Below are 24428 nucleotides of genomic sequence, written 5' to 3'. Positions count from 1 at the left end.
CCTTGCGGGAGAAGGTGGCTCGGCGAAGCCGAGACGGATGAGGGGTCGCGCGACCATGGCGCCTTCTTCCGCAGGCGGGAGAAGTGAGCGCCTCAAGGCGAGGGCGACTGGCCTGCCTCGACTTCTTCGGGCTGGAACGTGTAGCGCCGCGAGCAGAATTCGCAGGTGACGCCGAGCGTGCCGTCATCGGCGATCATGGCGCGGCGGTCCTCGGGCGAGAAGCCCCTGAGCATGCCGAGCACGCGCTCGCGCGAGCAGCGACATTCCTCATGCACGATCACCGGCTCGAACACGCGCGCACCGCGCTCGTGGAAGAGCCGGTAGAGCAGCCGCTCGCTTTCCAGCATCGGGTCGAGCAGCTCGTGATCCTCGATCGTCTCGACGAGCGAGCGCGCCTCGGCCCAGGCATCGTCGCTGATCCCGTCGGGATGCTCGCTCGCCAGGATCTCGTGGCCCTCGGGCGCATCGCCCGGATGCATGTCGGCGGCGCGCAGGCGATCGGGCGAGTTCGGCATGAACTGCACGATCAGCCCACCGGCGCGCCAGTGCCGGCCCGTGCCGTTGACGACGCTGCCGACGCCAAGGCGGATCCGGGTCGGGATCTGCTCGGACTGGCGGAAATACTGGTGCGCCGCCTCTTCCAGGCTCTGCTTGGCCAGCGCCACCACGCCCTGGTAGCGCGTCGTCTGCGTGCCTTGGTCGACGGTCATGCCGAGATGGCCTTCGCCGAGCAATTCGCCGGTGCTGAGCGCGCCGGCGGCGATGGCCTGCTGCAGCCGCTCCTCGTCGAAATGCGCGACGGCCCGATAATTGTCCGGCGCGTTGAAATCGACGACGAGCATCGAGATCGGCCCGTCGCTCTTGGTCTGGAACTGGAAGCGTCCCTCGAATTTCAGCGCCGTGCCGAGCAGAACGGTCAGCGCCGCCGCCTCGCCGAGCACGCGCGAGACAGGCTCGGGATAGCCGTGGCGCTCGAGGATCGTGTCGATCGAGCTGCCGAGCCTGACGACGCGGCCGCGCACGTCGAGATCGGGCACGGTGAAGGGCACGACCCTGTCGTCGAGTCCTTCAGCGCCCGTGTCTGTGTCGGAGCCGGCCATCAGGCGGCGACACCGCCGAAGCACCAGGCCAGGATGCCCTTCTGGGCATGCAGCCGGTTCTCGGCCTCGTCGAACACGGCAGATTGCGGCCCGTCCATGACCTCGTCGGTCACTTCCTCGCCGCGGCTCGCCGGCAGGCAGTGCATGAAGATCGCGTCCTTCTCGGCCCGGCCAAGCAGGCGCTCGTCGACCTGATAGGGGCGCAGCAGGTTGTGGCGCGTGCCTTCCTCGTCGCCCATCGAGACCCAGCAATCGGTAATGACGCAATCGGCGCCTTCGACCGCGGCCTCGGGCCGATGGGTGAGCTTGACCTTGGCGCCCTGCTTGCGGGCCCAGTCGATCAGGGCCGGCGGCGGCGCCAACTCTTCGGGGGTCGCGATCGCCAGCTCGAAATCGAGCCGCCCGGCCGCATGCACCCAGGAGGTCAGCACGTTGTTGGTGTCGCCGGTCCAGGCGATGCGCTTGCCAGCGATCGGGCCCTTGCGCTCCTCGAATGTCATGACGTCGGCCATGACCTGGCAGGGATGCTGGCGCTTGGTCAGGCCGTTGATCACCGGGACGGTCGCGTATTTCGCCATCTCGACCACCGAGTCGTGGTCGAGCATGCGGATCATGATCGCGTCGACATAGCGCGAGAGCACGCGCGCCGTGTCGGCGATGGTCTCGCGCTCGCCAAGCTCGATCTCCTGTCCGGTCACCATCATCGGCGAGCCGCCGAGCTCGCGGATGCCGACATCGAAGGAGACGCGGGTCCTGAGCGAGGGCTGCTCGAAGATCATGGCGATGACCTTGCCTTCGAGCAGGCGGTCGCCGGCCGCCTCCGGCGTGCGGCGTCGCGCCTTGATCTCCTCGCCGGCCCGCAGGATCGCCCTGAGCTGGTCGCTGGAGAAATCGGAAAGATCGAGGAAATGGCGCATCGTCGCGCTTCCTTCGCAGGAATGCTGGGAGGGTTGGATTATTCGGCGGCTGGCCGCTTCAGGCTGGCCTCGACGGCGCTGGCCGTCGTCTCCAGACGGGCGACCGCCTCGGCGACCTCGGTCTCGCCGATGATCAGCGGCGGCAGCAGGCGCACGACATTGTCGCCGGCGGCGACGACGAGCAGCCCGGCATTGCGCGCCTCGGCAACGAAGTCGGTATTCGGAGTCTTCAGCTTGAGGCCGAGCATCAGGCCCTCGCCGCGGATCTCCTCGATCACATCGGGATGATGATCCTTGAGCTGCGCCAGCGACTGCCGCAGCCGCAGCGAGATCTGCCGGACCTGCTCGAGGAAGCCGGGCGCGAGGATGACGTCGAGCACCGCGTTGCCGACCGCCATGGCGAGCGGGTTGCCGCCGAAGGTCGTGCCATGCGTGCCGAGCGTCATGCCGGAGGCCGCTTCCTCGGTCGCCAGGCAGGCGCCCATCGGGAAGCCGCCGCCAATGCCCTTGGCGACCGACATGATGTCCGGCGTGACTCCGGCGAGCTCATAGGAGAAGAACTTGCCGCTGCGGCCGACGCCGGTCTGGATCTCGTCGAAGATCAGCAGCAGGCCGTGCTCGTCGCAGAGCTCGCGCAGGAGCTTGAGGAAGCGGGTCGGCACCGTGCGCAGCCCGCCTTCGCCCTGGATCGGCTCGATCAGCAGCGCGGCGGTCTCGTCGGTGATCGCGGCCTTGAGCGCCTTCTCGTCGTCGAAGGGCACCTGGTCGAAGCCGGAGACCTTCGGGCCGAAACCGTCAATATACTTCTGCTGGCCGCCGGCGGCGATCGTCGCCAGCGTCCGGCCGTGGAAGGCGCCCTCGAAGGTGATGATGTGGAAGCGCTCGGGATTGCCCTTCGCGGCATGGTACTTGCGCGCCATCTTGATGGCACACTCATTCGCCTCGGCGCCCGAATTGGTGAAGAAGACGCGCTCGGCGAATGTCGCCTCGCAGAGCCGCCGCGCCAGCTTCTCGCCGTCGGGCATCGAATAGAGGTTCGAGGTGTGCCAGATCCGCGAGGCCTGCTCGGTCAGCGCCTGGACCAGATGCGGATGGGCATGGCCGAGCGAATTGACCGCGATGCCGGCGCCGAAATCGAGGAAGCGCTGTCCGTCCGACGTGATCGCCCAGGCGCCTTCGCCGCGTTCGAGGGCGATCGGCGCACGCGCATAGGTCGGCAGGAGAAGCGAGGTATTGGGCGAAGCAGGAACAGGGGCCATGGAAAACGATCCTCGGACGGAACGAATGAGAACGGGTATGCGCTGGCTTTGAACGGCAATACGGGTGGCTCAAGCATGACAGCCTAATGCGACCCGCCGGCGACGTTATCGTCGCAGCCAGTTCCCGACATCTCGTCGTGCCGTCATCCGCATCGTCGAAAGATCCCGACCCGTCAAAAACATAAGCGCCGCCCGTTGGGGGCGGCCGCATGTCGGCGACTATGCAAAAGCCGTCCCTCGCTGTCAATTCCGCGCAGCGCCGATGAAAGTTTTACGACGACGGCCTTGACGGCGAATTTGGGAATGGGCTGGGGAAAATTCAATTTCGGATTCGCGGACTCTTGTCGCCGAGTCCGGCCATCTTGTATGGTCTGTTTCGTCAGATACGACATCTCGTGCGGCGTCCCCTGTACCGTCAGTTCCGGGTGTAACGGCTCTCGTTTAGCGACGGGCGCTGCCGGTCTCGGATTCCGCCACGATCGGCCCCTAAGCCCGCCCGCCATGGGCTGGCTTGACGAGACAGGTGAAGCCATGAACGACGCCGGAGCGTGGACGGAAGAACGCGTCGAGCTGCTCAAGAAGCTCTGGAATGATGGCCTGAGCGCCAGCCAGATCGCTGGTGAGCTTGGCAACGTCACCCGCAACGCGGTGATCGGCAAGGTCCATCGCCTTGGCCTCTCCGGTCGCGCCAAGAACCCCTCGGCCTCCTCGACGCCGCGCCCGGCCCGCAAGGCGCCGGCCCGCCCGCCGAGCCATCCGATGGGCGGCAATAGCGGCCTGACCCGCGGCGCCAACGCGCTCGCCCCGCAATTCGCGACCGAGGCGGAAGCCGAGGCCGAGCCGGAGGCGACGCCCTCCGAGGACGTGGTCGTGCCCTTCTCGGAGCGCGTCACCATCATGGACCTGCGCGAATATATGTGCCGCTGGCCCATGGGCGACCCGACCACCGCGGAATTCCGCTTCTGCGGCGCCCGCTCCTCGACCGGCCTGCCCTATTGCGGCTACCACGCCCGCATCGCCTACCAGCCGGCAGCGGATCGCAGGCGCGACCGGCGGAATGTCGGCCGCTGAGGATCACTCAGGACGATACTGAAAAAGCCGGCTCTTGAGCCGGCTTTTTTGTTCTTTGCGCACTCCCGTCATTGCGAGCGCAGCGAAGCAATCCAGGAGGGCTCGCTCTACGTCTCCTGGATTGCTTCGTCGCTTCGCTCCTCGCAATGACGGCCTTGCGCCGATCTTCGGCCCTCAGAGGCCCGCGCTCTGGAAGAAGCGCTTCGTGCGTTCCGATTTCGGCTGGCCGAAGACCTCGGCCGTCGGGCCGAACTCGGTGACGCGGCCATGGTCGAGCACCATGACATGCGAGGCGACGTCGCGGGCGAATGCGAGCTCATGCGTCACGATGAGCGAGGTGCGCCCGCCGAGCGCGAGTCCCTTGACCACGTTCAGCACCTCCCCGGTCAGCTCCGGGTCGAGCGCCGAGGTCGGCTCGTCGAAGAGCATGATCGAGGGCTCCATCATCAGGGCCCGGGCGATCGCGATGCGCTGCTGCTGGCCGCCGGAGAGCCGGTTCGGATAGGCCTCCTGCTTGTCGGGCAGGCCGACCTTGGCGAGCAGGTCGCGGGCGCGGTCGATCGCCTTGTCCTTGCTCCAGCCGAGCACGCCGACCGGCGCCTCGATCAGGTTCTTCAGCACGTTGAGATGCTGGAACAGGTTGAAGGACTGGAAGACCATGCCGATGTCGGTGCGGTATTTCGCGACCTGCCGGTCGTTCAGCTTCTGCGCGCCACGCGCCGCGCCCGCCGGCGTCAGGCTGACATCGCCGACGAGGATCTCGCCGCCCTGAAATGTCTCCAGCCGGTTGACGCAGCGCACCAGCGTGCTCTTGCCCGAGCCGCTCGAGCCCAGCACCGCGACTGTGGCGCCGCGCGGGACCACGGCCGAGACCTCGAACAGGACCTGATGCTGGCCGTAGGACTTGCTGACCGAGCGGAAGCTGATGGCGGGAGCGGCCGCCTCCGTCGCGCTGGTCATGCCGCGGCTCCGAAATAGCCGGTGGTCGGCAGCTTGCGCGTCAGCCAGCGCACCGAACGCGAGATCGCGAAGACGACGACGAAATAGATGATCGCGACGATGGTGTAGATCGGCATGGTCAGGAAGGTGGCGCTGACGATCAGGCCGGCCTGGTACATCAGGTCGGGCACTGCGATCACCGAGACGATCGAGGTCGATTTGAAGCAGGTGACGAACTGGTTGAGCAGGCCGGGTACCGAGCGCATGATCGCCTGCGGCAGCACGATCCGGGCCATCAGCCGGCTATGCGTCATGCCCAGCGACTTCGCCGCCTCGACCTGGCCCTTGTCGACCGCCTCGATGCCGCCGCGATATTCCTCGGCGAGATAGCCGCTCGTCTGCAGGGTGAGCGCGACGAGCGACGAGTAGAAGGCCGTGAATTTCAGCCCGAAGATCTCGGGCCAGGCGTAATGCACCCAGACGAGCTGCACCAGGATCGGCGTGTTCCGGCAGAACTCGACATAGAAGGTCGCAGGCATGCTGATCCAGCGCCGGCGCGAGAGCATGCCGAGCGCCGCCACGAGCCCGACGACGAGCGCTGCCAGCATCGACAGCACCGAGAGCGAGACGGTGATGCCGAGCCCGTAGAGCAGCGTGTCGCGAAACTCGTAGAGGATGGTCAGAGTCCGCTGCATCGCCGCTCTTTCTCAGTGTCGCTATCGATTACTTCTTGGTGTCGAAGAGCGAGGTCCGCGACAGGTAGGAATCATACAGCTCCGCCGCCTTGTTGTTGGCGACGATCCAGGCCGCGAAGGAATCGAGGAAGTCCTTCCAGTCCGAATCGCCATAGCGGATCGCCCAGCCATTCTGCTGCGTGCTGAAATCGGCGTCGAAAGCGGGCACCGCCCAGTCGTTGCCCTGCACTTTCGTCCACCAGCGGATCGTGATGCCGTTGGCGAAGGCGATATCGGCATCGCCGCGGCGCACCGAGTCGAACACGGCGAGATCGGTCTGGGACTGCAGGGCCAGCAGCTTCGCCTTCGGGAAGATGCGCTGCGAGACCTCGTGATCCCGGCTGCCGGCCTGGACCGCGATGGTGACCGAGGGATCGTTCAAATCCTCGATCTTCTTGAAGCGGCCGGCCTTCTCCTTGCTGACCACGCCGTTGATGCCCTTGGCGGCGAAGGGCCGCACGAAGTTGATCTCGAGCGCGCGCGGCGCGTTGTAGAGCAGGCTCGCGCCGAACAGGTCGCAATCGCCGCGGTTGAGCGAGAGCGGCGCCGTGCCGAACTGCACCTCGACCGGCTCGACCTTGACCTTCATCCAGCTCGCCAGCTCGTTGATGAGATCGACGAAGACGCCGGTCCACTGGCCGGTGCGCGGGTCCTTGTAGCTGTCGGGCGTGACCTGCGCGTAGCAGACCTTGAGCACGCCCTCGCGCTTCACCTTGGCGAGCACGCCTTCCTTGGGCTGCGCGGCTGCGGGCAGCGCCAGCGCGAGCATGCCGGCGACGAGCACGGCGCCTTTGAGAATCCTGCTTGCGATCATCGACAAATCCCCTCGTTTCGTTGGTCTTGCAGGTTGGCTTCAGCTCACTCGGCCGCCTTCGGCATCTCTCGTGCCTTGCGGGGGTCGAATTTCTTGGTCATCTGGTCGGGAATCGTGCCGTCCTGCGTCAGTCCGGAGGCTGCGCTGATCGTCCACCAGGCCACGTCGGCCTCGTGCACGATGATGCATTCCAGGCTGCGCTTGACATTGTCGCCCTCGGGCGAATGGCAGGCCGCGATATGGGCGATCGACTCGGGCAGACCGACGGTCAGGCAGATATAGGCACCGTAGACCGGGTGCCGCAGCGAGGGCCGGCCGACCAGGCTGCCATCGGCTTTCCAGCGCTTCTGGTTCTCGGGATCGCATTCCCAGGCCTTGCCGACATCGTGGCAGAGCCCGCCGGCGATGACGATGTCGCGGTCGATCACCGCCTCCGGATAGACCTCGGCGAAATAATCGACCGAGGCGAGCGCGAGCCGCGTCACGCCGCTCAGATGCAAATGCTGGCCGCCGCGCTTCATCACCATGATGCCGGGATTGGCTTCGCCGGGAATTTCGCTGATGCGCGCGAAGCTCGACTTCTCCAGCGCCAGCGCCCACGCGTCGATCGCGCCCTGCCGCAGCGCTGGATCGCTGATCCACTCGATCTCCGGCAGATCTTCGAGAATGCTCTTGCGCAACTGGTCCATGCGCCTGTCCTTCTATGGTCGGAAGCTCCCTTCGGAAAAGCTAGACAGCAAAGCCAGCATCGTAAAATTTGATTTTCGGATGCCACATCATTGCCTAAGGCAATGCATTGGAGATGCGAGGATCAGGCCATGCGACCGACCACGGCGCAGCTCGAGACATTCTTCTGGGTCGCCCGGCTCGGCTCGGTGAAAGAGGCGGCACGCCACCTCAACCTCGCCCAGCCGACGATCTCGCTGCGCTTGCAGGAGCTGGAGGCGCAATTCCAGCGCCCGCTCTTCGATCGGATCGCGCGCCGCCTCGTGCTCACCCCCGATGGCGACGCGCTGCTGCCGCGTTCTGCGGCGCTGATCCATGAGCTGACCGGCATTCGCGAGCTGATCGGCGGCGCGATGCTCGCGGCCGGCGTCGTCCGCGTCGGCCTCTCCGAGACCTTCGCGCAGATCTGCCTGTCCGACTGCATGAAGCTGCTCGCGCGCGACTTTCCGGCTCTGCAGCTCGACATCACAGTTGGCACCAGCGCGGCGCTTGAACGTCAGGTCGTCGACCGCGAGCTCGATCTCGCCTTCGTCGTCAATCCGGTGGGCGATCCCAAACTCGCGGTCATCCAGCTCGGCATCCAGGATGCGGTCTGGGCGGCGGCGCCATCGCTGGGCCTGCCCAGAGAGATCACGCCGGCGCTGCTGGCCTCCGCCCCGATCATCACCAATCCGCACCCCTCACCGATGTATCGGCAAATCATCGACTGGTTCAGGGAGGACGGCATCGAGCCCGCACAGATCTGCCGCTGCACCAGCGTGACGCTCACGGTCGAGTTGGTCAGGGCTGGCCATGGCACGAGCCTGCTGCCGGCTCGGCTGATCGAGCCGCTCCTCAAGCATGGCGCACTTGTCGCACTGAGCCCGCACAAGGAGCCGACGCCTTCACGGCTCTTTTGCATCTACCGCTTTGCCGAACACAGCCAGCTGGTCGAGGCCGTGCTAGGCGCTGCCCGCCGGGCGATCGCCGATCTGAGATTCGTCAAGGACAGGCCATAGACAGATGGACCGGCGTCCACTTCGCGCGAAAATGCTCCGGGCTGTGGCGCGATGCCGCGAAACTGATTTGCCGCCGGCCGGGAACGATCCGCCCTCGTCCCAAGTTGATCCCGACTCACCTCAGGTAGGAGGACAGCATGAGGCAGGACGACAAGGCGCAGCGGGAAATCCGCAGGATTGCCTATTCGCTCTGGGCTGAAGACGGGCGGCCGGATGGCCGCGATCGGGAGCACTGGGAGCGAGCGAAGCTGATCTGGAGCGCCCGCAACAACGACGCCGCGCCGGACGTCGCGATCGAGAACCCGGGCATCCCGCCGGAACTCACCGATCAGGATGAGGACGCGGCGCGTCCAAGCGTCGCCCGCGCGCCGCGCCTGAAGCATTAACGCCGATGGCGGCACTGGCTCGCAGCCGGAAGGCCGATTTTCCGGTCAGCCGGGTCCGCCAATATCTCGAGCCCGGGCCGATTGTGCTGGTCTCGTCGCGCTTGCGCGGCAAGACCAACATCATGACAATGGGCTGGCACATGGTGCTGGAGTTCACTCCGGCCCTTGTCGGCTGCCTGATTTCCAGCGGCAACCATAGCCATGAGATGGTCCGCGCCAGCCGCGAATGCGTCATAAACCTGCCGACCATCGGGCTGACCGAGCAGGCAATCGGCATCGGCAACACCTCCGGCGCCGAAATGGACAAATTCGAGCGGTTCGGCCTGACGGCCGAGGCCGGAGAAAGCGTCGATGCGCCGCTGATCCGCGAATGCCACGCCAATTTCGAGTGCCGCCTCCATGACGACGCGATGGTCGACAAATACGACCTCTTCATCTTCGAGGTCGTGAAGGCGCATGTCTCCAAGCGGCCGAAGCATCCGGAGACGCTGCACTATACCGGCGACGGCGTCTTCATGGTCGCCGGCAAGGTCATCGACCGCAGCAAGCTGTTCCGGCCGGGCATGCTGTGAGCGGGCGGGCCGCCCCCTCAGTTCCCGAACACCGTGTTGAGCTGGCTGCCGACCATGATGAAGGTGGTGCGCTTCGCCATCTCCTTCAGCCTGACAGCGCCGATATAGGTCATGGCCGAGCGCACGCCGCCCATCAATTCCTGCATCGTGTCCTCGACCGGACCGCGATAGGGCACTTCGACCGTCTTGCCCTCGGAGGCCCGGTACTTGGCGACGCCGCCGGAATAGCGCTTCATCGCGGTATCCGAGGACATGCCGTAGAAGGTCATGCCGACCGGTACCTTCTCGCCATCATGCTCTTCGTAGCGGATCTCGCCCTCGCATTCGTCATGGCCGGCGAGCATGCCGCCCAGCATGACGAAATCGGCCCCGCCGCCATAGGCCTTGGCGAGATCGCCCGGCACGGTACAGCCGCCGTCGCCGCAGACGAGGCCCTTCAGCCCATGCGCGGCATCGGCGCATTCGATGATCGCCGAGAGCTGCGGATAGCCGACGCCGGTCATCTTGCGGGTGGTGCAGACCGAGCCCGGCCCGATCCCGACCTTGACGACATCGGCGCCGGCGAGCAGCAGCGCCTCGGTCATGTCCCCGGTCACGACATTGCCGGCCATGATCGCGGCATCCGGGAAGGCCTCGCGCGTCGCCTTGACCGTATCCACGAATTTCTCGGTGTAGCCATTGGCGACATCGAGGCAGATCTTGCCGATCGGCACCTGCGAGTGGACGAATTTCAGCTTCTCGTGGTCGGTCTCGGTCGTGCCCAGCGAATAGAAGGCGTTGACCGATTCCTTCTCCTTGAAGAAGGAGACCAGGGCCTCGGCATCATAGTGCTTGTGCAGCGCCACCATCGCGCCATGCTTCAGCAGCGCGCGCGCCATCGCCATCGTACCGACCACGTCCATATTGGCCGCGATCAGCGGGAAGCCGGTCCAGTCCTGCCCGGTATGGGCGAAGCGGAAGCTGCGGTTGACGTCGACATGGGCGCGGCTGCCCAGGGTCGAGCGCTTGGGCCGGATCAGGACATCCCGGAAGTCGAGCTTGGGATCGTTCTCGATGCGCATGGTGGAAAAGCCTCTGGGCTGCTCAAATACTGGTGATCGGGAGCACGTCGGGAGGCGTGCCGGGATTCATAGCCGGTCGCGCCCTTCGGAGGCAATGCGCCGGGCGCGAACCTGTTCCGCCCAACACTTTAGCGGTTGCTAAAATATTCCTGGACAGGCATGGCCGGCGGCGATACTTAAGTGCATGCTTCACCAACCAGCCCAGCTCGATCTGATGTTCCAGGCCCTGGCGGATCCGACCCGCCGGCTGATGATCGAGCGTCTTTGCGACGGGCCGGCGAGCGTGAGCGAACTGGCCGCGCCTTTGGCGATGACGCTTTCGGCCGTGGTCCAGCATCTCGCCGTGCTCGAGGAGAGCGGGCTCGTCCGCTCGCAGAAGCAGGGGCGGGTGCGCACCTGCCAGGTCGACACCCAGGCTTTGCGCGCCGCCGAGCGCTGGATCAGCGAGCGCCGCGCCCTCTGGGAGAAGCGCTTCGACCGGCTGGCGGCCTATCTCGCTGAGAATCCCGAAGAACCGAAGGAAGGATCTGAGACGTGAGCGACTATTCCGTCCTCCACGCCACCATCGTCGTCGAACGCACCTATCCGGCGTCACCGAAGCGCGTCTTCGCAGCTTGGTCGAACAAGGAGGCGTTGTTGAGCTGGGCACTGCCCGGCGACGACTGGGTCTCCGGCTATGAATGCTTCGACTTCCGCGTCGGCGGCAATGACCGCAGCTATTTCGGTCCGCCGGGCGGCGAGACCTATCTCAACGACACGACCTATCTCGATATCGTTCCCGATGCGCGCATCGTCTCGGCCGGTGCGATGACCAGCGCCGGCAAGCGCTTCTCGGCCGGGTTGATGACGGTCGAGTTCCAGCCCGCCGGCAATGGCGGCTGCCGCCTCGTCATGACCGAGCAGAGCGCTTTCCTCGACGGCCATGACCTGCCGGAGAACCACGAGGCCGGCTGGAACGAGATGCTCGAGAAGCTGGGCAACCATCTCGGCCGCCAGCAGGCCGCTGCCTGAGGAGATCCGGAGATGACCGAGCGCAGGGTGACCCACGCCACCTTCACGATCGAGCGTCGCTATGAGGCATCGGTCGCCCGCGTCTTCGCGGCCTGGGCGAAGCCCGAGGCCAAGCAGCGCTGGTTCGCCTGCCACGGCGATTGGATGCCGGGGCCCTACGAATTCGACTTCAGGGTCGGCGGCCGCGAGCATCTTTCGACGCGCGATACCGACGGCGTCGACCATATCTACGACGCGATCTATCAGGACATCGTCCCCGGCGAGCGCATCATCTACGCCTACCAGATGCAACTCGACACGCGCCGCATCTCGGTTTCGCTCGCGACGGTCGAATTCCGCGCCGAAGGCGATGGCACCAGGCTCGTCTTCACCGAGCAGGCCGCCTTCCTCGATGGTTACGACCGTCCCGAAGAGCGCGAGATCGGCACGCGTGCCGGCCTGGAAAATCTCGCCTGCGAACTGCAGCGCCAAACCGCCACTGCCTGAGAGACGAGGCCGACCATGTCGTTGACGCTCTACTATCACCCGCTCTCCTCCTACTGCCAGAAGGTGCTGGTGGCGCTCTATGAGAACGGGGCACCGTTCACGCCTGAGCTCGTCGACCTCGGCAACCCCGAGCGGCGCGCCGAATTTCTGAAGCTCTGGCCTGTCGGCAAATTCCCGGTGCTGCGCGATGGCGAGCGCATCGTGCCGGAATCCAGCATCATCATCGAGCATCTCGACCGGCACCATCCGGGCCCGGCCCGGCTGATCCCCGAGGATGCCGAGCGCGCCCTGGAGACGCGGCTGCGCGACCGCTTCTTCGATCTCTACATCCAGGAGCCGATGCAGGCCCTGGTCGGCGACAGGCTGAGACCGCTCGAGAGCCGCGACCCGTTCGGCGTCGAGCGGGCGAAGGCGCGCCTGCGCACGTCCTACGACATGCTCGAGCGCGACATGGCCGGACGGACCTGGGCGATGGGCGAGGCCTTCAGCCTGGCCGACTGCGCCGCCGCGCCGGCGCTCTACTATGCCGATCGCGTGGTGCCGTTCCGCGACAGCCATCCCGCCATCGCCGCCTATTTCGAGCGGCTGCTGCAGCGCCCCTCCTTCGCGCGGGCGGTCGAGGAGGCGGAGCCGTACCGCCACCTCTTTCCGGGCTAGAGCATTTTCGAGCGAAGTGGATACCGGTTCGCGTGAAGAAAATGCGTTAAAACAAAACGTTAGAGAATTTTCGCGATTCGGAGAAACGCGGAAATGCTCTAGGGCACGCGCCGATCTGATCACGCGGCGATCTGATCGGGCCTCGCGTTCTCTATCGATGAGCAGATCGGCCTCACATGCCGCGAAGCAGCGGATGGGCCTGGAGGAAATCGGCAGGGACGAACTCGCTCAACCACGACTGTCCGGAGACCGCGACCTTTGACGCCATCGGAAAGATCGCCTCGGATTCGAGCTCGATCTTCGCCACCTGACCGCGGCTCGGCGGACGGAATGCCCGCTGGAATTCGGCAGGCAACGGCACGGTGAGGGGCTGGATCTCGGTGACCGTGCCCATCGTCTGCTTGAAGCCGTCAGCAACCCTCACCTTGTCGCCAATGCTGACATCGTAGAGCGTCCCTGTTTCCAGGTAGACGAGGGCGTATTTGCTCCCGACATAGAGCTCCATCAGGTTGTCGCCAGGCCTCAGGACATCGCCCTGAATGGCAGTCTTGGAGCCGATCGTTCCGTCGGACGGCGCTTCGATGGCGCCATTATTGTAGCTGAGCCGCAGCTGCTGCAGAGCCGTCCTGGCTTCCTCCAGCGAGACGTCCAACTGCGCGAGCTGTTGAATGGTTCCGCGGCGTTCGGCCTCGCGCGAGACCTTTTCCTGCATGGCGAAGTAGCGGTCCTTCTGCACATTCGCCGCGAAGGCATCGGACACGAAACCCAGGGCTGCGCGGGACGTATTGACCTTGCGCAGTTGCGCCTCGGTTTCCTTGAGCCGCTCGTCCGCCGTCTTCAGGACGGCGTTGGCGACCTCGAGCTTGATCGCGAGTTCGGCCTGCCGGGCAGTGGTCTCGGCCGCCTTCGAGGTGAGCGTCGCCATGGACTCCATGATCTGCGGGGAGCTGACCATAGCCAGGACCTCGCCGCGCTTGACCTGCTGTCCCGGCCGCACCAGCACCTTTGTGACCTGGACGGCATAGGGCGAAGCCACGACGACCCGGTCGGCCAGGATCAGCCCTTCGGCCCTGAGCCAGACGAGATGCCCCAGGAAGATATTGCCCAGATAGGCGAAGACGCAGATCACCGACAGCAGATAGAAGTAACGCCCATAGTTGCGGCGGGCCTTCTGGTTTTCCCGGACGTCGTTCAGGAACTTGTCGGCGCGCGTATGCTCTCGCAGCTCGGTAATCATGGCCGTCACCGTATATAGTGGGCTTGGCGCGAGACGCGTGACGGCGAGTAGGAGTCGCGCGTCGAGGCCCGGTGTACCCATTCCTCGAAATAGGCGTAGAGGCGGACGCAGCGCATGAACACGCCGTTATACAGTCCGTACGTGAGAAGGTACGGAAAAATTCTCACGATCATCTTGGAATCGTAGCGCCGGCAGATCGCGAGTGCCATCGAGAAGCCGGCAATATCGAGGATGAAGTAAGCGACGGCAACGGACAGCAGGATATAAATGGCCTCATTACCGAAGAGCAGGAAGAGATAGGCGACATAGATCGGAAACACCAAGGTCACGAGCAGGTTCATGACCAGCCATTCGACCTGCTCGAATGTCTCGAGCAGGCTGAATCTCCGGCGGCCGGGATGGAGCGCGTCGCGGAACTTGCGCATCCGGGTGCGGGTCGTGTCGCGGTCCCAGCGCCGGCGCTGCCGGATGATTGCCTTGAACGTCGCGGGCGTATCGGTGAAGCACCAGGAATCGCCGGCGAACCTGACCTTCCAGCCGCTGCGGCGCAGGCGCAGCGTCAGGTCGAAATCCTCGCCGGGCCCCGGGGCGAGCAGGCCGACCTGGTTGATCGCCTCCCGGCGAAAGGCGCCGAAGGCGCCGGAGGCGCAGACCACCAGGTCGAGCATGTCGAGCGCGCGTTTGCCCATGGCGATCGCCGTGATGTACTCGATCGCCTGATAGGACGTGACCGCCGAGTATCCGTAGTTGCGAACACCGAGCGCTCCGGTCGTCGCGCCCACCAGCGGGTCCGTGAACGGCTCGATCAGCTTTTCGATCGCGTCGCAATCATAGGAACAATCTGCGTCCAGATTGACGATGATGTCGCCCTTCGCGAGGGTGAAGCCGAAATTGCACGAGGCCGACTTGCCGCTGCGGACCTGGTTCGACAGGGCGATGTCGATCTGCCCGGATTGGCAGTAGCGGTTGATCATCTCCCGCATCCCGTCGGTCGAGCCATCGTCGATGAAGATGATCTCGTCGATCTTGCGCGTCTGCTCCCTGAGGGATCTCAGGCATTTCTCGATGGCGTCGGCCTCGTTATGCCCGGCGATCACGACGCTGATCGTGAGCCGGTCCAGCGCTTGGCGCTCGGCCGTCGTCGGGGAGGATCTGCGCTTCAGGCTGGAGAGGAGGACCGCGAGTCCAGAGAGCGTGTAGCGTGGGATCTCCAGGATGATCATGAACCAGAACATCGCCAGCCAGTTCAGCCAGTCGAGTTGCCCGAGCATGATCAGGGGCGTGTCGAGCTCGACCATGGTCATGCTGCCTGGTCGCGGAGTTCTCGGACCGTCGCGTCGTTGAGGAGCACGCACTGCAAGCCGGGATCGATCTTCAGGATCGCCTTCATGCGGCCGACGATCAGGTCCATGGCGCGCTTCGCGCCGTCAGGATCGGTCCGCGGCATCAGCACGAGGAAGCCGTCGGGCCGTTCCTGCACAGCATCGACCTCGCGAAGCGCGCTGTGCAGGGCATCGCTCATCAGCAGCAGGCTCTGCTCCCAGAGCCGGACATTCTGCGCCTCGATCGCGCCGCGCTGCGTGAAGCTGATGCTGGCGACCTGATAGGGGACGCCGAACTCCCGTTGCTCGCGCTGGGTATGCTCGAGCAGGATGCGGAAGCGGTCGGGACCGTCGCCCGAGGCATGGGGCGATATCGGCTCGCCACGCAGGAGCCGGTTCGCGCCCGAAGATGTCAGGTTGTAGGAATACCAGGTCTTGACCGGCACCTGATCGGCCGTGTGATGGGCGTCGCAGTCGATGCATTTGAAGCCGACGACCGGCTTGTCGCCGATCCCGCCGCATTCCTCGCAGCGTGTCACCGAGCCGGGCTTGTCGTAGTCGAGGCCGATATGCCGCAGCGGCCGCGCGCATTTCGGGCATTCAAAGCCGGTTCCGGTCCGAAACTGCGATTCCGGCGCTTCATGGGCGCAGCGGAAATGGTGGATGACGACTTCCTCGCGGATATTGGTCGAGCGGCAGGAGCGGCATTCCTCGCGTACCGACAGATGGCCGGAGCGGCATTGCGGACAGCAATGGATGCGATCGAAGAACTGTCGGGTCAGGTAGCCTTTGCCGACGAGCCCGGTCGCGATCTCCGCCACGTCGTCCAGCGGCCCGGCGACAGGGTAGCGCACCAGATCGCGAGCGGATGAATCATAGCTCGCGGCCAGCCCCTGGTCGCGCGAGTAAATCCGCGCCAGCAGCATGTCCTCCGGCTGCAGGCTGTTGCGAATGGGGAATGGCAGCTCGCGCAGCCTTGCCTGGATGGCGCGCGCCCGCATCCAGGCTGATTGCTCGCCCGCCGCGGAGGCATCGACGCATTGCCGGATGTCGGCGACGAGGCTGACGACGGGGACGAGCGGGTCGCCGATATTCTTCAGGACGATCTTCAGCGCGTAGTCCGGCACCGCGGTCGTGAGAACCACCGCATCGATCGGGTCGCCCGGCTCGGCAAGTCGCCAGCCGGGCGGAAAGCGGTATCCGTCCGGCAGCCTGGGATATGCCAGGAAGCACCATTCTTCCTGCGCCGAAGCCAACGAGACATGACTCAGCCCGACGAGCATGTGGAACTCCATGAGACGGGCGGTCACTCGTTACCCGGCACATCATAGTGGCCGTCTCGGGGGGCGCGACGTTTCTCTCGGGTTACTCCGCAATGATACTGGCTATATTGTGCGAGCTGCGATCCCGACTGCGCCTGGCGTGCGCGCCCAGCGCTTGCTCATCTTGTGCGTGTGGCCTGCTACGCGCCCTGCGCTCAGGCCGCCGGGATCAGCGGCTTCGCATTCCGGCGCATCGTGTAGAGCGTCGCGCTGATGACGATCGCGGCGCCGAGCCAGGTCGGCAGTGCCGGGATCTCGGCGAAGAAGACGAAGCCGGTGAAGCTCGCCAGCAGCAGCCGGCTGAAGTCGAGCGGCGCCAGCGCCGAGGCCTCGCCGACCTGATAGGCCCGCGTCAGCAGCCATTGCCCGGCCGTGCCGAAGACGCTGAGCACGATCAGCCAGAGCCATTGCTCCGGCGTCGGCCAGACCCAGAGCCACCAGGTCGGCAGCGCCAGCACTGCGATCAGCACGATGCCCTGCCAGATCAGGATCGTGTCGGTGCGCTCGCTCGTCGCCAGCATCCGCACGCTCACGGTGACGCAGGCGCCGAACAGCGCCCCGCCCACCGACATCAGCGCATAGAACTCCAGCCCGTGGCTCGAAGGGTTGAGCATGATGATGACGCCGACGAAGCCGATGATCGTCGCGACCCAGCGCGCGCCGTCGACCGCCTCCTTCAGCACCAGCACGGCGGCGATGGTGACGAACAGCACCTGGCTGAAGCCGATCGCGGTGGCCTGTGCCAGCGGGATATAGATCACCGCGCTGAAGCCGCAGAGCATCGAGGCGAGCGTGACGAGGCCGCGAAAGACCTGCAGTCCGGGCCGTGTCGTGCGGATCATCGCCGGCAGCTCATGCGCCGCGAAGGCGATGATGATCAGGCTCATCACGATCTGGCGGATCATCAGGATCTCGACCAGCGGGATCACCGGGCCGAGATATTTGAACAGCCCGGTCATCACCGCGTAGACCAGGAACGACGAGACCATGTAGATCGAGCCGCGCAGGTTCGGCGTGGCGCCGCGCCACCAGCGCTTGAGGCGGTGCTTGCGCGCGGCGAACCAGCTCGAAGGGCCGGGCTCGACCACGCCCGGGATCGCGGCCAGCACGATCGGAGCGGCGTCTTCGGCTGCTATGGCGGGGAATGGGTCGGGGTCGTCGCCGGACCCGGCATAGCCCAGTGCCGGGCTGTCGCCGTCATCGAAATCCAGGCGGCTCTGCCGCCCGGCCAACCGATCTTCGCTCATTGCCCGAACCATGGGCCGGCGCGACGGCGCTCGGCTCATCCCCCATCTCTGTAATTCATTGACGAATCATGCTCTCGCAACCAGAGGGTCGCGCACATGGCTGGGTTGTGGCTGGAGCCGTAAGCGCGTTGAGACATTCTCAACCAAGCCTTGCTAGCGCGTCCGCCGGCCGATTCCGGCCGCCCCGCCCACGCGGTAGGACCGACATTCGCCGGGCCATCTGTCCCACTGCGGCGAAGCCGTGTAGGAGCCAGGAGCATGGCCGGCGCGGGGCGGGCTTCTGTGGCTTCTGGAGGTGCGGGCGCGGCATGCGGGAGTTGTGGTCCGATCTGGTGAACGGTCTGCGCGCCTTCAGCATCCAGCGCTTCCCCTATCGGCGCTTTGCCCTCGCCCTGTGTCTCGGCGGCCTTGGCGGCTGGCTCTTCGTTCAGGCCAAGCTGCCATTGCCCTGGATGCTCGGCTCGATGGTGTTCTGCACCGTTGCCGCGCTGCTGCGGGCGCCGATCGCTGCACCCGGCGTCATCCGTCCGCCGATGAGCGCGGTCATCGGCGTCATGCTCGGCGCCGGCTTCCGTCCCGATATCGTCGCTCAATTGCCGAACTGGCTGCCGACGCTCGCCGGCCTTGTCGTCTTCATGATCGTCAGCGGGTTCTGTTGCGTCAGCTATTTCCAGCGCGTCGCCGGCTTCGACCGCATCACCGCATTCTTCGCGGGCATGCCCGGCGGCTTGATGGAAATGGTCCTGATCGGCGAGGAGAAGGGCGGCGATGCCCGCATCATCGCGCTGATCCATTCCGCCCGCATCCTGCTGGTGGTGATCACGCTGCCCTTCATCCTGCAGTGGATCGAGGGTGTCTCGCTCAGCGTCAACCGCTCGGCCGGCCCGTCCTTCGCGCAGACCCCGCTGCTGGCCGAACTTGTCCTGCTCGCCTGCGGTATCCTCGGGATCATGGCCGGCCAGCTTTTGCGGCTGCCGGCCAAGCACCTGATCGGCCCCATGCTGATCAGCGCGCTCGTGCATCTCTTCGGCTGGAGCGAAGCGGCCCCGCCTTCCGAGATCGTCACCATCGCCCAGCTCGTGCTCGGTGTGACCATCGGCTGCCGCTTCGTCGGCACGCCGCCGAAGACCATCCTGCGGATTCTGCTGCTCTCCGTGGGGTCGACCGTGATCCTGCTCGTCGCCACCTTCGGCTTTGCCTGGGCCGTGGCGAAGGTCTCGACCTTCGGCCACGTCGCTCTGGTCCTGGCCTATTCGCCGGGCGGGTTGACGGAAATGAGCCTGATCGCGCTGGCGTTGCACACGGAGGTCGCCTTCGTGGCGGCCCATCATATCGCGCGCGTGCTGCTGGTGATGATTGGCGCCGGGCCGCTTTTCGGATTGATCGCAGGCCCCGAACCGCGCCGGGCAGCGGCCGCCGCCGAATAGCGCCTAGCGCATCGACCCGAAAAGTGGATTGCGGTTTTCGGAAAGCCGATGCGAAAACAAGAAGCTAGATCATCGAACCGGATGCGATATCCGGTCTGATGATCTAGCCTCCCGCCGCTACGAGCCCGCCTGCCAGGGCGGCCGCGAGCGCAGCGCGCTGGCCCGCCATGAAGGCCGCGCCGTCGAGGCGCTGATCGTCGCCGGCGCGTGCTGCGCGCACCCGCTCGACCAGCGCAGCGGCGAAGGCCGCGGGGCTGTCGGCCAGAGTGAAATTGCCCGGCATCGCGCTGAAGCCGCGGCAGGAGAGCGTGGTCGCGACCGCGGGCAAGCCCAGCTGCATCGCCTCGATCGTCTTGAGCTGCACGCCCGTCCCGGCCCGGCTGCTCAGCGCCAGAACCCGGCAGGAACGCAGGAAGGCGTCGGCATCGGGCACCCGCCCGATGAGCTGCACCTGCGCCGGCACAGCCGGCATCTCGCCCGGAAATCTGCCGGCAACCGCGACCGTGATATCGGCCGGCAGCAACGGGCAGACCTCGCGCAGGAACCAGTCGAGCCCGATGAAATTCGGGGCCCAGGTCCAGGTCCCGATCAGGCCGATGTCGTAAGCCGTCGAAATACCGGCCGGAGCGGACGTCTCGGGCGGGGGGGCGCCCGAAACGAGCGGCAGCACCGCGGATTTGGCCTGGTACTCGGGCCCGAGCGCCACTCGGTCTTCCTCCGCCAGCGTCCAGACGAAGCGCGTCTCCCTCCAGAGCCGGTGCTCGACCTGCTCCAGCAGCCGCGCCTCACGCGAAAACAGCCAGCGCATCGCCGGATTGCCGGCATGTTCGGCATTCTGCTCGGCCGAGACATGCTCGATATTGTGCTCGACCAGAATGCAGGGGCCGAGCGCGGTCAGTTCCGGGAAGGCCCCGGGCAGCATCACCGAATTCAGGATCAGCGCGTCGAACGGTCCGCGCGCGCGGATCGCCTCGACGAATCTCCCGCGTCCGGCCATCAGCAGCTTGGCGCTGGCGATCGGGAGACCGTGCCTGAGCGCGGAGGCGAGCCATTGCAGCTTGCGCTTGGCGGGGACGGCGGCATTCTCGATATCGACCGCATCGATCACCACGGCCTGCTCGGGAAGGGCCGGGGTCTCGCCGGGCCGCAGGAAGCCGAAGGCCGTGACCTCATGGCCGGCCGCGCGCAAGGCGTCGAGGATCGCCGCATTGGCGATCTCGAAACCGGTATCGGGCCTGGCGACCGGGATCAGCGAGGTGACGAAGGCGAGACGCAAGAGGCAAAGACCTGACGCATGAAGCGATCAGAGCAGAGGCGGTATGGGTCGCCGAAGGTCAAGTCCTTGTGCGGACTATGCTCAACGGCTTCTGCCGCCGCCCGTCCTGCTCTCGTCGAACGCGCTCACCGAACCTTAAGCGGGCGGATGCATGGTGGCGGCGATGACAGCAGCAGCGCCAGCGTCGAGGCAGCAGAGCGGAGCCGGGCCCGTGCCGGCGATCCGCGGCTTCGACGCGCCCGAGAGTTTCGAGATCCTGGCCGCTTCGCCGGAGGCTGCCCTGCGCGCCGTCGAGAGCGTGATCTGCGTCCCGACCTTCAAGCGCCCGGACCTGCTGGAAAAGACCCTGCGCTCACTGGCGGCGCAGCAAGGCGGCCATGATGTCGCGATCATCGTCGTCGAGAACGAAGGCAGCGAACGCGCCGGCGCGGCGCGCGCGCAGGAGCTGCTGGCGTCAGGGTTGTTCAAGGGCTTCGTCATCGTCGAACCGCGACAGGGCAACTGCAAGGCCTATAACGCCGCCTGGCGCTGTGCGTTGACCAGGCTTCCGGCGCTGAAGCAGGTGCTCGGCATCGATGATGACGAAGAGGCCGAGCCGCAATGGCTCGACGCCTTCCTGCGCGCTGCGCAATCCGCGCCCGCACAGCTCTTCGGCGGCTCGGTCGCGCCGCGTTTCGAGGATGCCACGCGCGCCTGGCTATCGGCTCATCCGGTCTTCCGCTCGCATTATTCCGTCTCGGGCGAGGTGCCGATCCTCTATTCCAGCGCCAATTACCTGATCCGTCGCGAGGTGCTGGAAAGGCTCGGTTTCCCCTTCCTCGACGAAAGCTTCGATTTCACCGGCGGCGGCGATAGCGACTTTTTCCGCCGGGCCCGGGCAGCCGGCTTCCGCTTCTGGTGGGTGCAGGAGGCGGCGATGCGCGAGACCATGCCGGCGCGCCGCAGCGAATTCGGCTGGATCCTGGCGCGCGGCCTGCGCAACGGCGCGATCTCCGCCCAGATCGAGCGCCGGCTCGACCCGAGCCCCAGGGGCCGGCTCAAGGTGCTGGCGAAGAGTCTAGCGCTGCTGGCGGCCTCAGCCCCGCGCGGGCTGGCGCTGGGCATCCGCACGCGCTCGGCGACGATCGGCCTCTACCACGCCAAGGTCGCGCTCGGCCGCCTGATCTCGGAATTCGGCGTCCAGAACGAGCAATACCGCAAGCCGGAGAAGAACTGAGGCGGTTCGTCCCTGCCTGGCGCATGGCGGCGAGGCGACCGCGGGGATTGCGCGGGCGGCCTCCGGCTTGCTTCGCTGCTGTACTGAAAACTTTGGAGCAGCGACCGATGGCCCAGGACGATCTCACGCAAGCCGCGATGCAGGCGGGGATAGCGAGCTTCGAATCCACCTTCGGGCGCGTCCCGGACAATTTCAAGCTGCTGGCCGAGCATGCGCCCGGCGCCTTCGCCGGCTACGGGCTGATGCGCAGCGCCATCATGAGGGATAGCGAGGCCGGCGGCGCGCTCGACCTCAAGACCAAGGAACTGGTCTTCGCGCTGCTCGACACGCTGATCGGCCAGACCAACGGCGCGAAGAACCACGCCGCAGCCGCGGTGAAGCTCGGCCTGACCTTGCCCGAACTGGCCGAAGGTCTTGTGCAGGTGATCATGGCCGGCGGCATCACGACCTGGAATACGACCGGCGCTGAGGTGATGCGGCATTGTGCGGAGATAGCGGGGAAGGCAGAGGAGCCGGCGTAACGCGCCGACGACTCTCGTTGTGGTGGACAGCGGTCATTCGGAGGGACGGTTCAAGTCTATGATCTCATCCACGAAGGCGGACTCTTGAAATTCTCGCTGACCGATAACCCAACCCGATTGTGAGAGGCGGTTCAGGTATCTATTTTTGTCGCTCAACCTCTTCCGCCAGCTCCCACCGAAGACTGTCTTCTCGATCCATCGAACTCTCTGGCGGGGCCTCGAGGCCCACATAATGGAAGAGCGCCACAATTTCGGTCCCGCCGCTGCTGCGAGCTGATTCAGCGGCAAAGAACTCATTCAACTGAAGCAATGTCGATGATATTGGACAGGAAGTTAGATCGGGGCGCACAAAATCCAGCGTTGATCGTGTTCCGCCGAGAAAATCGGGTTTCAGGTCAGGGTGGGCGCGGTAGACCAGTGCCAGAACCTCTGTATCAAGCTCCGAACAAGCACGCGCAACCGCTCTATCGTAAATCTTGGCGGTTTCGGGATCAACGCGACCCCTTAATTCGTTTCCGGCCATGAAAAGGAACTTCAGAGCGAGATTGATGCTGTAGTCGAATGCAACGGCGGTGTCTTTGTCGATTTCTACCAATGTCCGCTCCACACTCACTCCGCAAGATGCCAGAACTGGGTGCTTCTGCTACGGGTCGTGAGCGACCTTACGCCGCCACCCGATACCTCGACACCAGCCTGAGCCCGAGCACCGCGATCAGCAGCGCGAACCAGACCGGGTCGGCCCGCCGGAAGAAGAAGCTCTCCAGGCAGGCGGAGTAGATCGCGAACATCCAGATCCGGAAGAACAGCTCGGCCAGCGCCTTGTTGGCTTCGGTCTTGATCACCCGGTGGTGGTCGCTGAGCGGCAGGATGATCAGCACCAACACCGCCAGGAGCAGGCCGGGAATGCCGAGCGCGACGACGAGGTCGACATAGCCGTTATGGCCATGGACCATGCCGAGCGCGATGCCGGTCTCGTTCTCCTTGATCTCGGCATAGCGCACGAAATCGCTGCCCCAGAAGCCTTCGAAGCCATAGCCGAAAATTTGCCGATCCCAGAGCCGGTCGAGCGCAAAGCTCCAGATCTCGGTGCGGCCGGTGAAGGTCTGGCCGGGGCTGACTGCCTGGACGATTGCATTGACGGGTTGGAACAACACCGAGCCGACGGTCGCGGTCAGCATCACCGCGAGAGGGCCGAGCGCGAGCAGCGCCCGCAGGAAGATGCTGTCGATGCGGGCGCAGGCGAAGCCGATCCCGACCAGGAAAGGCGCCAGCGCCATCGAGGTCTTCGATCCCGTCGAATAGAGGAAGATCGCCGCTAGCAGGATGATCGCGCCGCCGAGCGCGAGCGAGCGCATCTGCGCCACGAAGATGCCGATGAACAGGAAGATCACCATCATCGCGCCGGCGATGTTCTTGTGGTCGAACAATCCGCGCCAGGCGCCGGCATGTTCCGGCTCGAGCGCGTCGCCGGCGGAATGGACGGCGATATCGGGGAAGATCACGAGGCCGGCATAGCAGACCAGGATCACCACCAGCGCCGCCCAGCCGATCAGGCTGGCGAAATGGCCGATGCTCCGCGGCAGCAGCATGATCGCGCCGCCGATCACGACGACGACCATGGTGAAGCGGAAGGCGCGCATCGAGATGTCGGGCTGCGGCGAGTTCAGCACGCACAGCGTCATCCAGACGAAGAAGATGAGCCAGAGCGGCCTCAGATAGGCTTTCGCCGCGACCCGCCCGGGCGACAGGACCGCGCAGCCGACGCTCAGCAGCGCCATCAGCGAGAAGCTGATCTGGTTGACGATATTGCTGCTCGCCTCGTTGTCGACCTCGTAGCTGCCGCGGAACGGCGCGGTCGATATCCAGACCAGCAGGAAGGCGGCGACGAAGACGGCGCTGCTGAGGCCGTAGGTGGTGTCGGCTGCTTGAGACGTGGAAGGCGCGCTTGCCGTTGCGCGAAGATCGGTTGCGCTCATGGCCGACTGACGGGCGAGCCGCCTTCTTCCCTTCTCCCGGATGGGAGAAGGTGGCCCGGTAGGGCCGGATGAGGGCCCGCCGCTAAACCAAAGGGGCGGAAGTGGTGTCGCGGCCTGGTCGCAGCCTCGACGTTTAGCGGCGGGCCCTCACCC

26 protein-coding genes are annotated in these 24428 nt (G+C 65.5%); 11 read left to right on the top strand and 15 right to left on the bottom strand.

Annotated features, from left to right (window positions below; translation table 11 throughout):
* Nucleotides 1–92 precede the first annotated feature (92 nt).
* Genes EV560_RS08805 through EV560_RS08795 form a run of 3 tightly spaced genes read right to left on the bottom strand, consistent with a single transcriptional unit; the run spans nt 93 to nt 3276 of the window.
* Nucleotides 93–1100, bottom strand: a complete 1008-nt coding sequence (locus EV560_RS08805; protein ID WP_131855356.1) for an Hsp33 family molecular chaperone — start codon at nt 1098–1100, stop codon at nt 93–95.
* Nucleotides 1100–2017 carry an ornithine carbamoyltransferase gene (argF, locus tag EV560_RS08800; protein ID WP_131855355.1) on the bottom strand — a complete coding sequence of 306 codons (918 nt, stop codon included), beginning with the start codon at nt 2015–2017 and terminating at the stop codon, nt 1100–1102. Before argF ends, EV560_RS08805 begins: the two co-directional genes overlap by 1 nt.
* Nucleotides 2018–2055: 38 nt before the next feature.
* Nucleotides 2056–3276 (bottom strand): aspartate aminotransferase family protein, encoded by a 1221-nt coding sequence (locus tag EV560_RS08795; RefSeq protein WP_131855354.1) that lies wholly within the window; start codon nt 3274–3276, stop codon nt 2056–2058.
* 531 nt (nt 3277–3807) lie between these two features.
* Here EV560_RS08795 and EV560_RS08790 point away from each other — a divergent pair.
* Nucleotides 3808–4347, top strand: a complete 540-nt coding sequence (locus EV560_RS08790) for a GcrA family cell cycle regulator (protein WP_131855353.1) — start codon at nt 3808–3810, stop codon at nt 4345–4347.
* Between the two features lie 174 nt (nt 4348–4521).
* Here the strand turns inward: EV560_RS08790 and EV560_RS08785 are convergent, their stop codons facing one another.
* Genes EV560_RS08785 through EV560_RS08770 form a run of 4 tightly spaced genes read right to left on the bottom strand, consistent with a single transcriptional unit; the run spans nt 4522 to nt 7523 of the window.
* Complete coding sequence (locus EV560_RS08785; RefSeq protein ID WP_131855352.1) at nt 4522–5307, bottom strand: amino acid ABC transporter ATP-binding protein; 786 nt, start codon at nt 5305–5307, stop codon at nt 4522–4524.
* Nucleotides 5304–5981 carry an amino acid ABC transporter permease gene (locus tag EV560_RS08780; RefSeq protein ID WP_131855351.1) on the bottom strand — a complete coding sequence of 226 codons (678 nt, stop codon included), beginning with the start codon at nt 5979–5981 and terminating at the stop codon, nt 5304–5306. Before EV560_RS08780 ends, EV560_RS08785 begins: the two co-directional genes overlap by 4 nt.
* Before the next feature lie 28 nt (nt 5982–6009).
* The gene (locus tag EV560_RS08775) at nt 6010–6834 is read right to left on the bottom strand and encodes a transporter substrate-binding domain-containing protein (protein WP_131855350.1); all 825 of its coding nucleotides are present in this window, start codon (nt 6832–6834) and stop codon (nt 6010–6012) included.
* 44 nt (nt 6835–6878) lie between these two features.
* The gene (locus EV560_RS08770; RefSeq protein ID WP_131855349.1) at nt 6879–7523 is read right to left on the bottom strand and encodes an HD domain-containing protein; all 645 of its coding nucleotides are present in this window, start codon (nt 7521–7523) and stop codon (nt 6879–6881) included.
* Between the two features lie 129 nt (nt 7524–7652).
* Here EV560_RS08770 and EV560_RS08765 point away from each other — a divergent pair, with 129 nt between their 5' ends.
* The 3 genes from EV560_RS08765 to EV560_RS08755 all read left to right on the top strand — a co-directional run bounded on the left by EV560_RS08765 (nt 7653) and on the right by EV560_RS08755 (nt 9516).
* Nucleotides 7653–8558, top strand: a complete 906-nt coding sequence (locus EV560_RS08765; RefSeq protein ID WP_165923389.1) for a LysR family transcriptional regulator — start codon at nt 7653–7655, stop codon at nt 8556–8558.
* Between the two features lie 137 nt (nt 8559–8695).
* Complete coding sequence (locus EV560_RS08760; RefSeq protein WP_131855347.1) at nt 8696–8944, top strand: DUF2934 domain-containing protein; 249 nt, start codon at nt 8696–8698, stop codon at nt 8942–8944.
* Nucleotides 8945–8949: 5 nt separating this feature from the next.
* On the top strand, nt 8950–9516 hold the full coding sequence (locus tag EV560_RS08755; protein WP_131855346.1) for a flavin reductase family protein: 567 nt from the start codon (nt 8950–8952) through the stop codon (nt 9514–9516).
* A gap of 17 nt (nt 9517–9533) precedes the next feature.
* On the opposite strand, the gene EV560_RS08750 is transcribed toward EV560_RS08755, so the two are convergent.
* The gene (locus tag EV560_RS08750; protein WP_131855345.1) at nt 9534–10577 is read right to left on the bottom strand and encodes a GMP reductase; all 1044 of its coding nucleotides are present in this window, start codon (nt 10575–10577) and stop codon (nt 9534–9536) included.
* A gap of 184 nt (nt 10578–10761) precedes the next feature.
* Here EV560_RS08750 and EV560_RS08745 point away from each other — a divergent pair, with 184 nt between their 5' ends.
* Genes EV560_RS08745 through EV560_RS08730 form a run of 4 tightly spaced genes read left to right on the top strand, consistent with a single transcriptional unit; the run spans nt 10762 to nt 12731 of the window.
* On the top strand, nt 10762–11115 hold the full coding sequence (locus EV560_RS08745; RefSeq protein ID WP_131855344.1) for an ArsR/SmtB family transcription factor: 354 nt from the start codon (nt 10762–10764) through the stop codon (nt 11113–11115).
* Nucleotides 11112–11588: an SRPBCC family protein gene (locus EV560_RS08740; protein WP_131855343.1), complete on the top strand. Its 477-nt coding sequence runs from the start codon at nt 11112–11114 to the stop codon at nt 11586–11588. The genes EV560_RS08745 and EV560_RS08740 overlap by 4 nt, the downstream gene beginning before the upstream one ends.
* Before the next feature lie 12 nt (nt 11589–11600).
* On the top strand, nt 11601–12074 hold the full coding sequence (locus tag EV560_RS08735) for an SRPBCC family protein (RefSeq protein WP_131855342.1): 474 nt from the start codon (nt 11601–11603) through the stop codon (nt 12072–12074).
* Nucleotides 12075–12089: 15 nt separating this feature from the next.
* Entirely contained in the window at nt 12090–12731 is a 642-nt protein-coding gene (locus tag EV560_RS08730) for a glutathione S-transferase family protein (RefSeq protein ID WP_131855341.1), read from the top strand.
* 172 nt (nt 12732–12903) lie between these two features.
* Here EV560_RS08730 and EV560_RS08725 read toward each other — a convergent pair whose 3' ends face one another.
* The 4 genes from EV560_RS08725 to EV560_RS08710 form a co-directional block, all read right to left on the bottom strand.
* Nucleotides 12904–13968: an HlyD family secretion protein gene (locus EV560_RS08725; protein ID WP_165923388.1), complete on the bottom strand. Its 1065-nt coding sequence runs from the start codon at nt 13966–13968 to the stop codon at nt 12904–12906.
* A 5-nt stretch (nt 13969–13973) separates the two neighbouring features.
* Nucleotides 13974–15272, bottom strand: a complete 1299-nt coding sequence (locus EV560_RS08720) for a glycosyltransferase family 2 protein (protein ID WP_131855339.1) — start codon at nt 15270–15272, stop codon at nt 13974–13976.
* Nucleotides 15269–16600, bottom strand: a complete 1332-nt coding sequence (locus EV560_RS08715; protein ID WP_131855338.1) for a TackOD1 domain-containing metal-binding protein — start codon at nt 16598–16600, stop codon at nt 15269–15271. The genes EV560_RS08720 and EV560_RS08715 overlap by 4 nt, the downstream gene beginning before the upstream one ends.
* A 167-nt stretch (nt 16601–16767) precedes the next feature.
* Entirely contained in the window at nt 16768–17859 is a 1092-nt protein-coding gene (locus tag EV560_RS08710; protein WP_165923387.1) for a DMT family transporter, read from the bottom strand.
* A gap of 308 nt (nt 17860–18167) precedes the next feature.
* Here EV560_RS08710 and EV560_RS08705 point away from each other — a divergent pair, with 308 nt between their 5' ends.
* Nucleotides 18168–19286, top strand: coding sequence for an AbrB family transcriptional regulator (locus EV560_RS08705; protein ID WP_131855336.1), 1119 nt, complete (start codon nt 18168–18170; stop codon nt 19284–19286).
* A 103-nt stretch (nt 19287–19389) separates the two neighbouring features.
* Here EV560_RS08705 and EV560_RS08700 read toward each other — a convergent pair whose 3' ends face one another.
* The gene (locus EV560_RS08700; RefSeq protein ID WP_131855335.1) at nt 19390–20562 is read right to left on the bottom strand and encodes a glycosyltransferase; all 1173 of its coding nucleotides are present in this window, start codon (nt 20560–20562) and stop codon (nt 19390–19392) included.
* Between the two features lie 211 nt (nt 20563–20773).
* On the opposite strand from EV560_RS08700, the gene EV560_RS08695 reads away from it, so the two are divergent.
* Nucleotides 20774–21778, top strand: coding sequence for a glycosyltransferase family 2 protein (locus tag EV560_RS08695; RefSeq protein WP_248311944.1), 1005 nt, complete (start codon nt 20774–20776; stop codon nt 21776–21778).
* A gap of 107 nt (nt 21779–21885) precedes the next feature.
* Nucleotides 21886–22299: a carboxymuconolactone decarboxylase family protein gene (locus EV560_RS08690; protein WP_165923386.1), complete on the top strand. Its 414-nt coding sequence runs from the start codon at nt 21886–21888 to the stop codon at nt 22297–22299.
* A 139-nt stretch (nt 22300–22438) separates the two neighbouring features.
* Here the strand turns inward: EV560_RS08690 and EV560_RS08685 are convergent, their stop codons facing one another.
* Together EV560_RS08685 and EV560_RS08680 are read right to left on the bottom strand one after the other, a co-directional pair.
* Nucleotides 22439–22894 carry a hypothetical protein gene (locus EV560_RS08685; RefSeq protein ID WP_131855332.1) on the bottom strand — a complete coding sequence of 152 codons (456 nt, stop codon included), beginning with the start codon at nt 22892–22894 and terminating at the stop codon, nt 22439–22441.
* A 67-nt stretch (nt 22895–22961) separates the two neighbouring features.
* Nucleotides 22962–24275, bottom strand: a complete 1314-nt coding sequence (locus EV560_RS08680; protein WP_131855331.1) for an O-antigen ligase family protein — start codon at nt 24273–24275, stop codon at nt 22962–22964.
* Nucleotides 24276–24428: the final 153 nt, after the last annotated feature.

Source organism: Allobosea sp. BK604 (genome assembly GCF_004341515.1).
In the GTDB taxonomy this organism is placed as follows: Bacteria; Pseudomonadota; Alphaproteobacteria; order Rhizobiales; family Beijerinckiaceae; genus Allobosea.
Note: the sequence above shows the minus strand (reverse complement) of the source record. Positions and strands in the feature narration are given on the sequence as shown.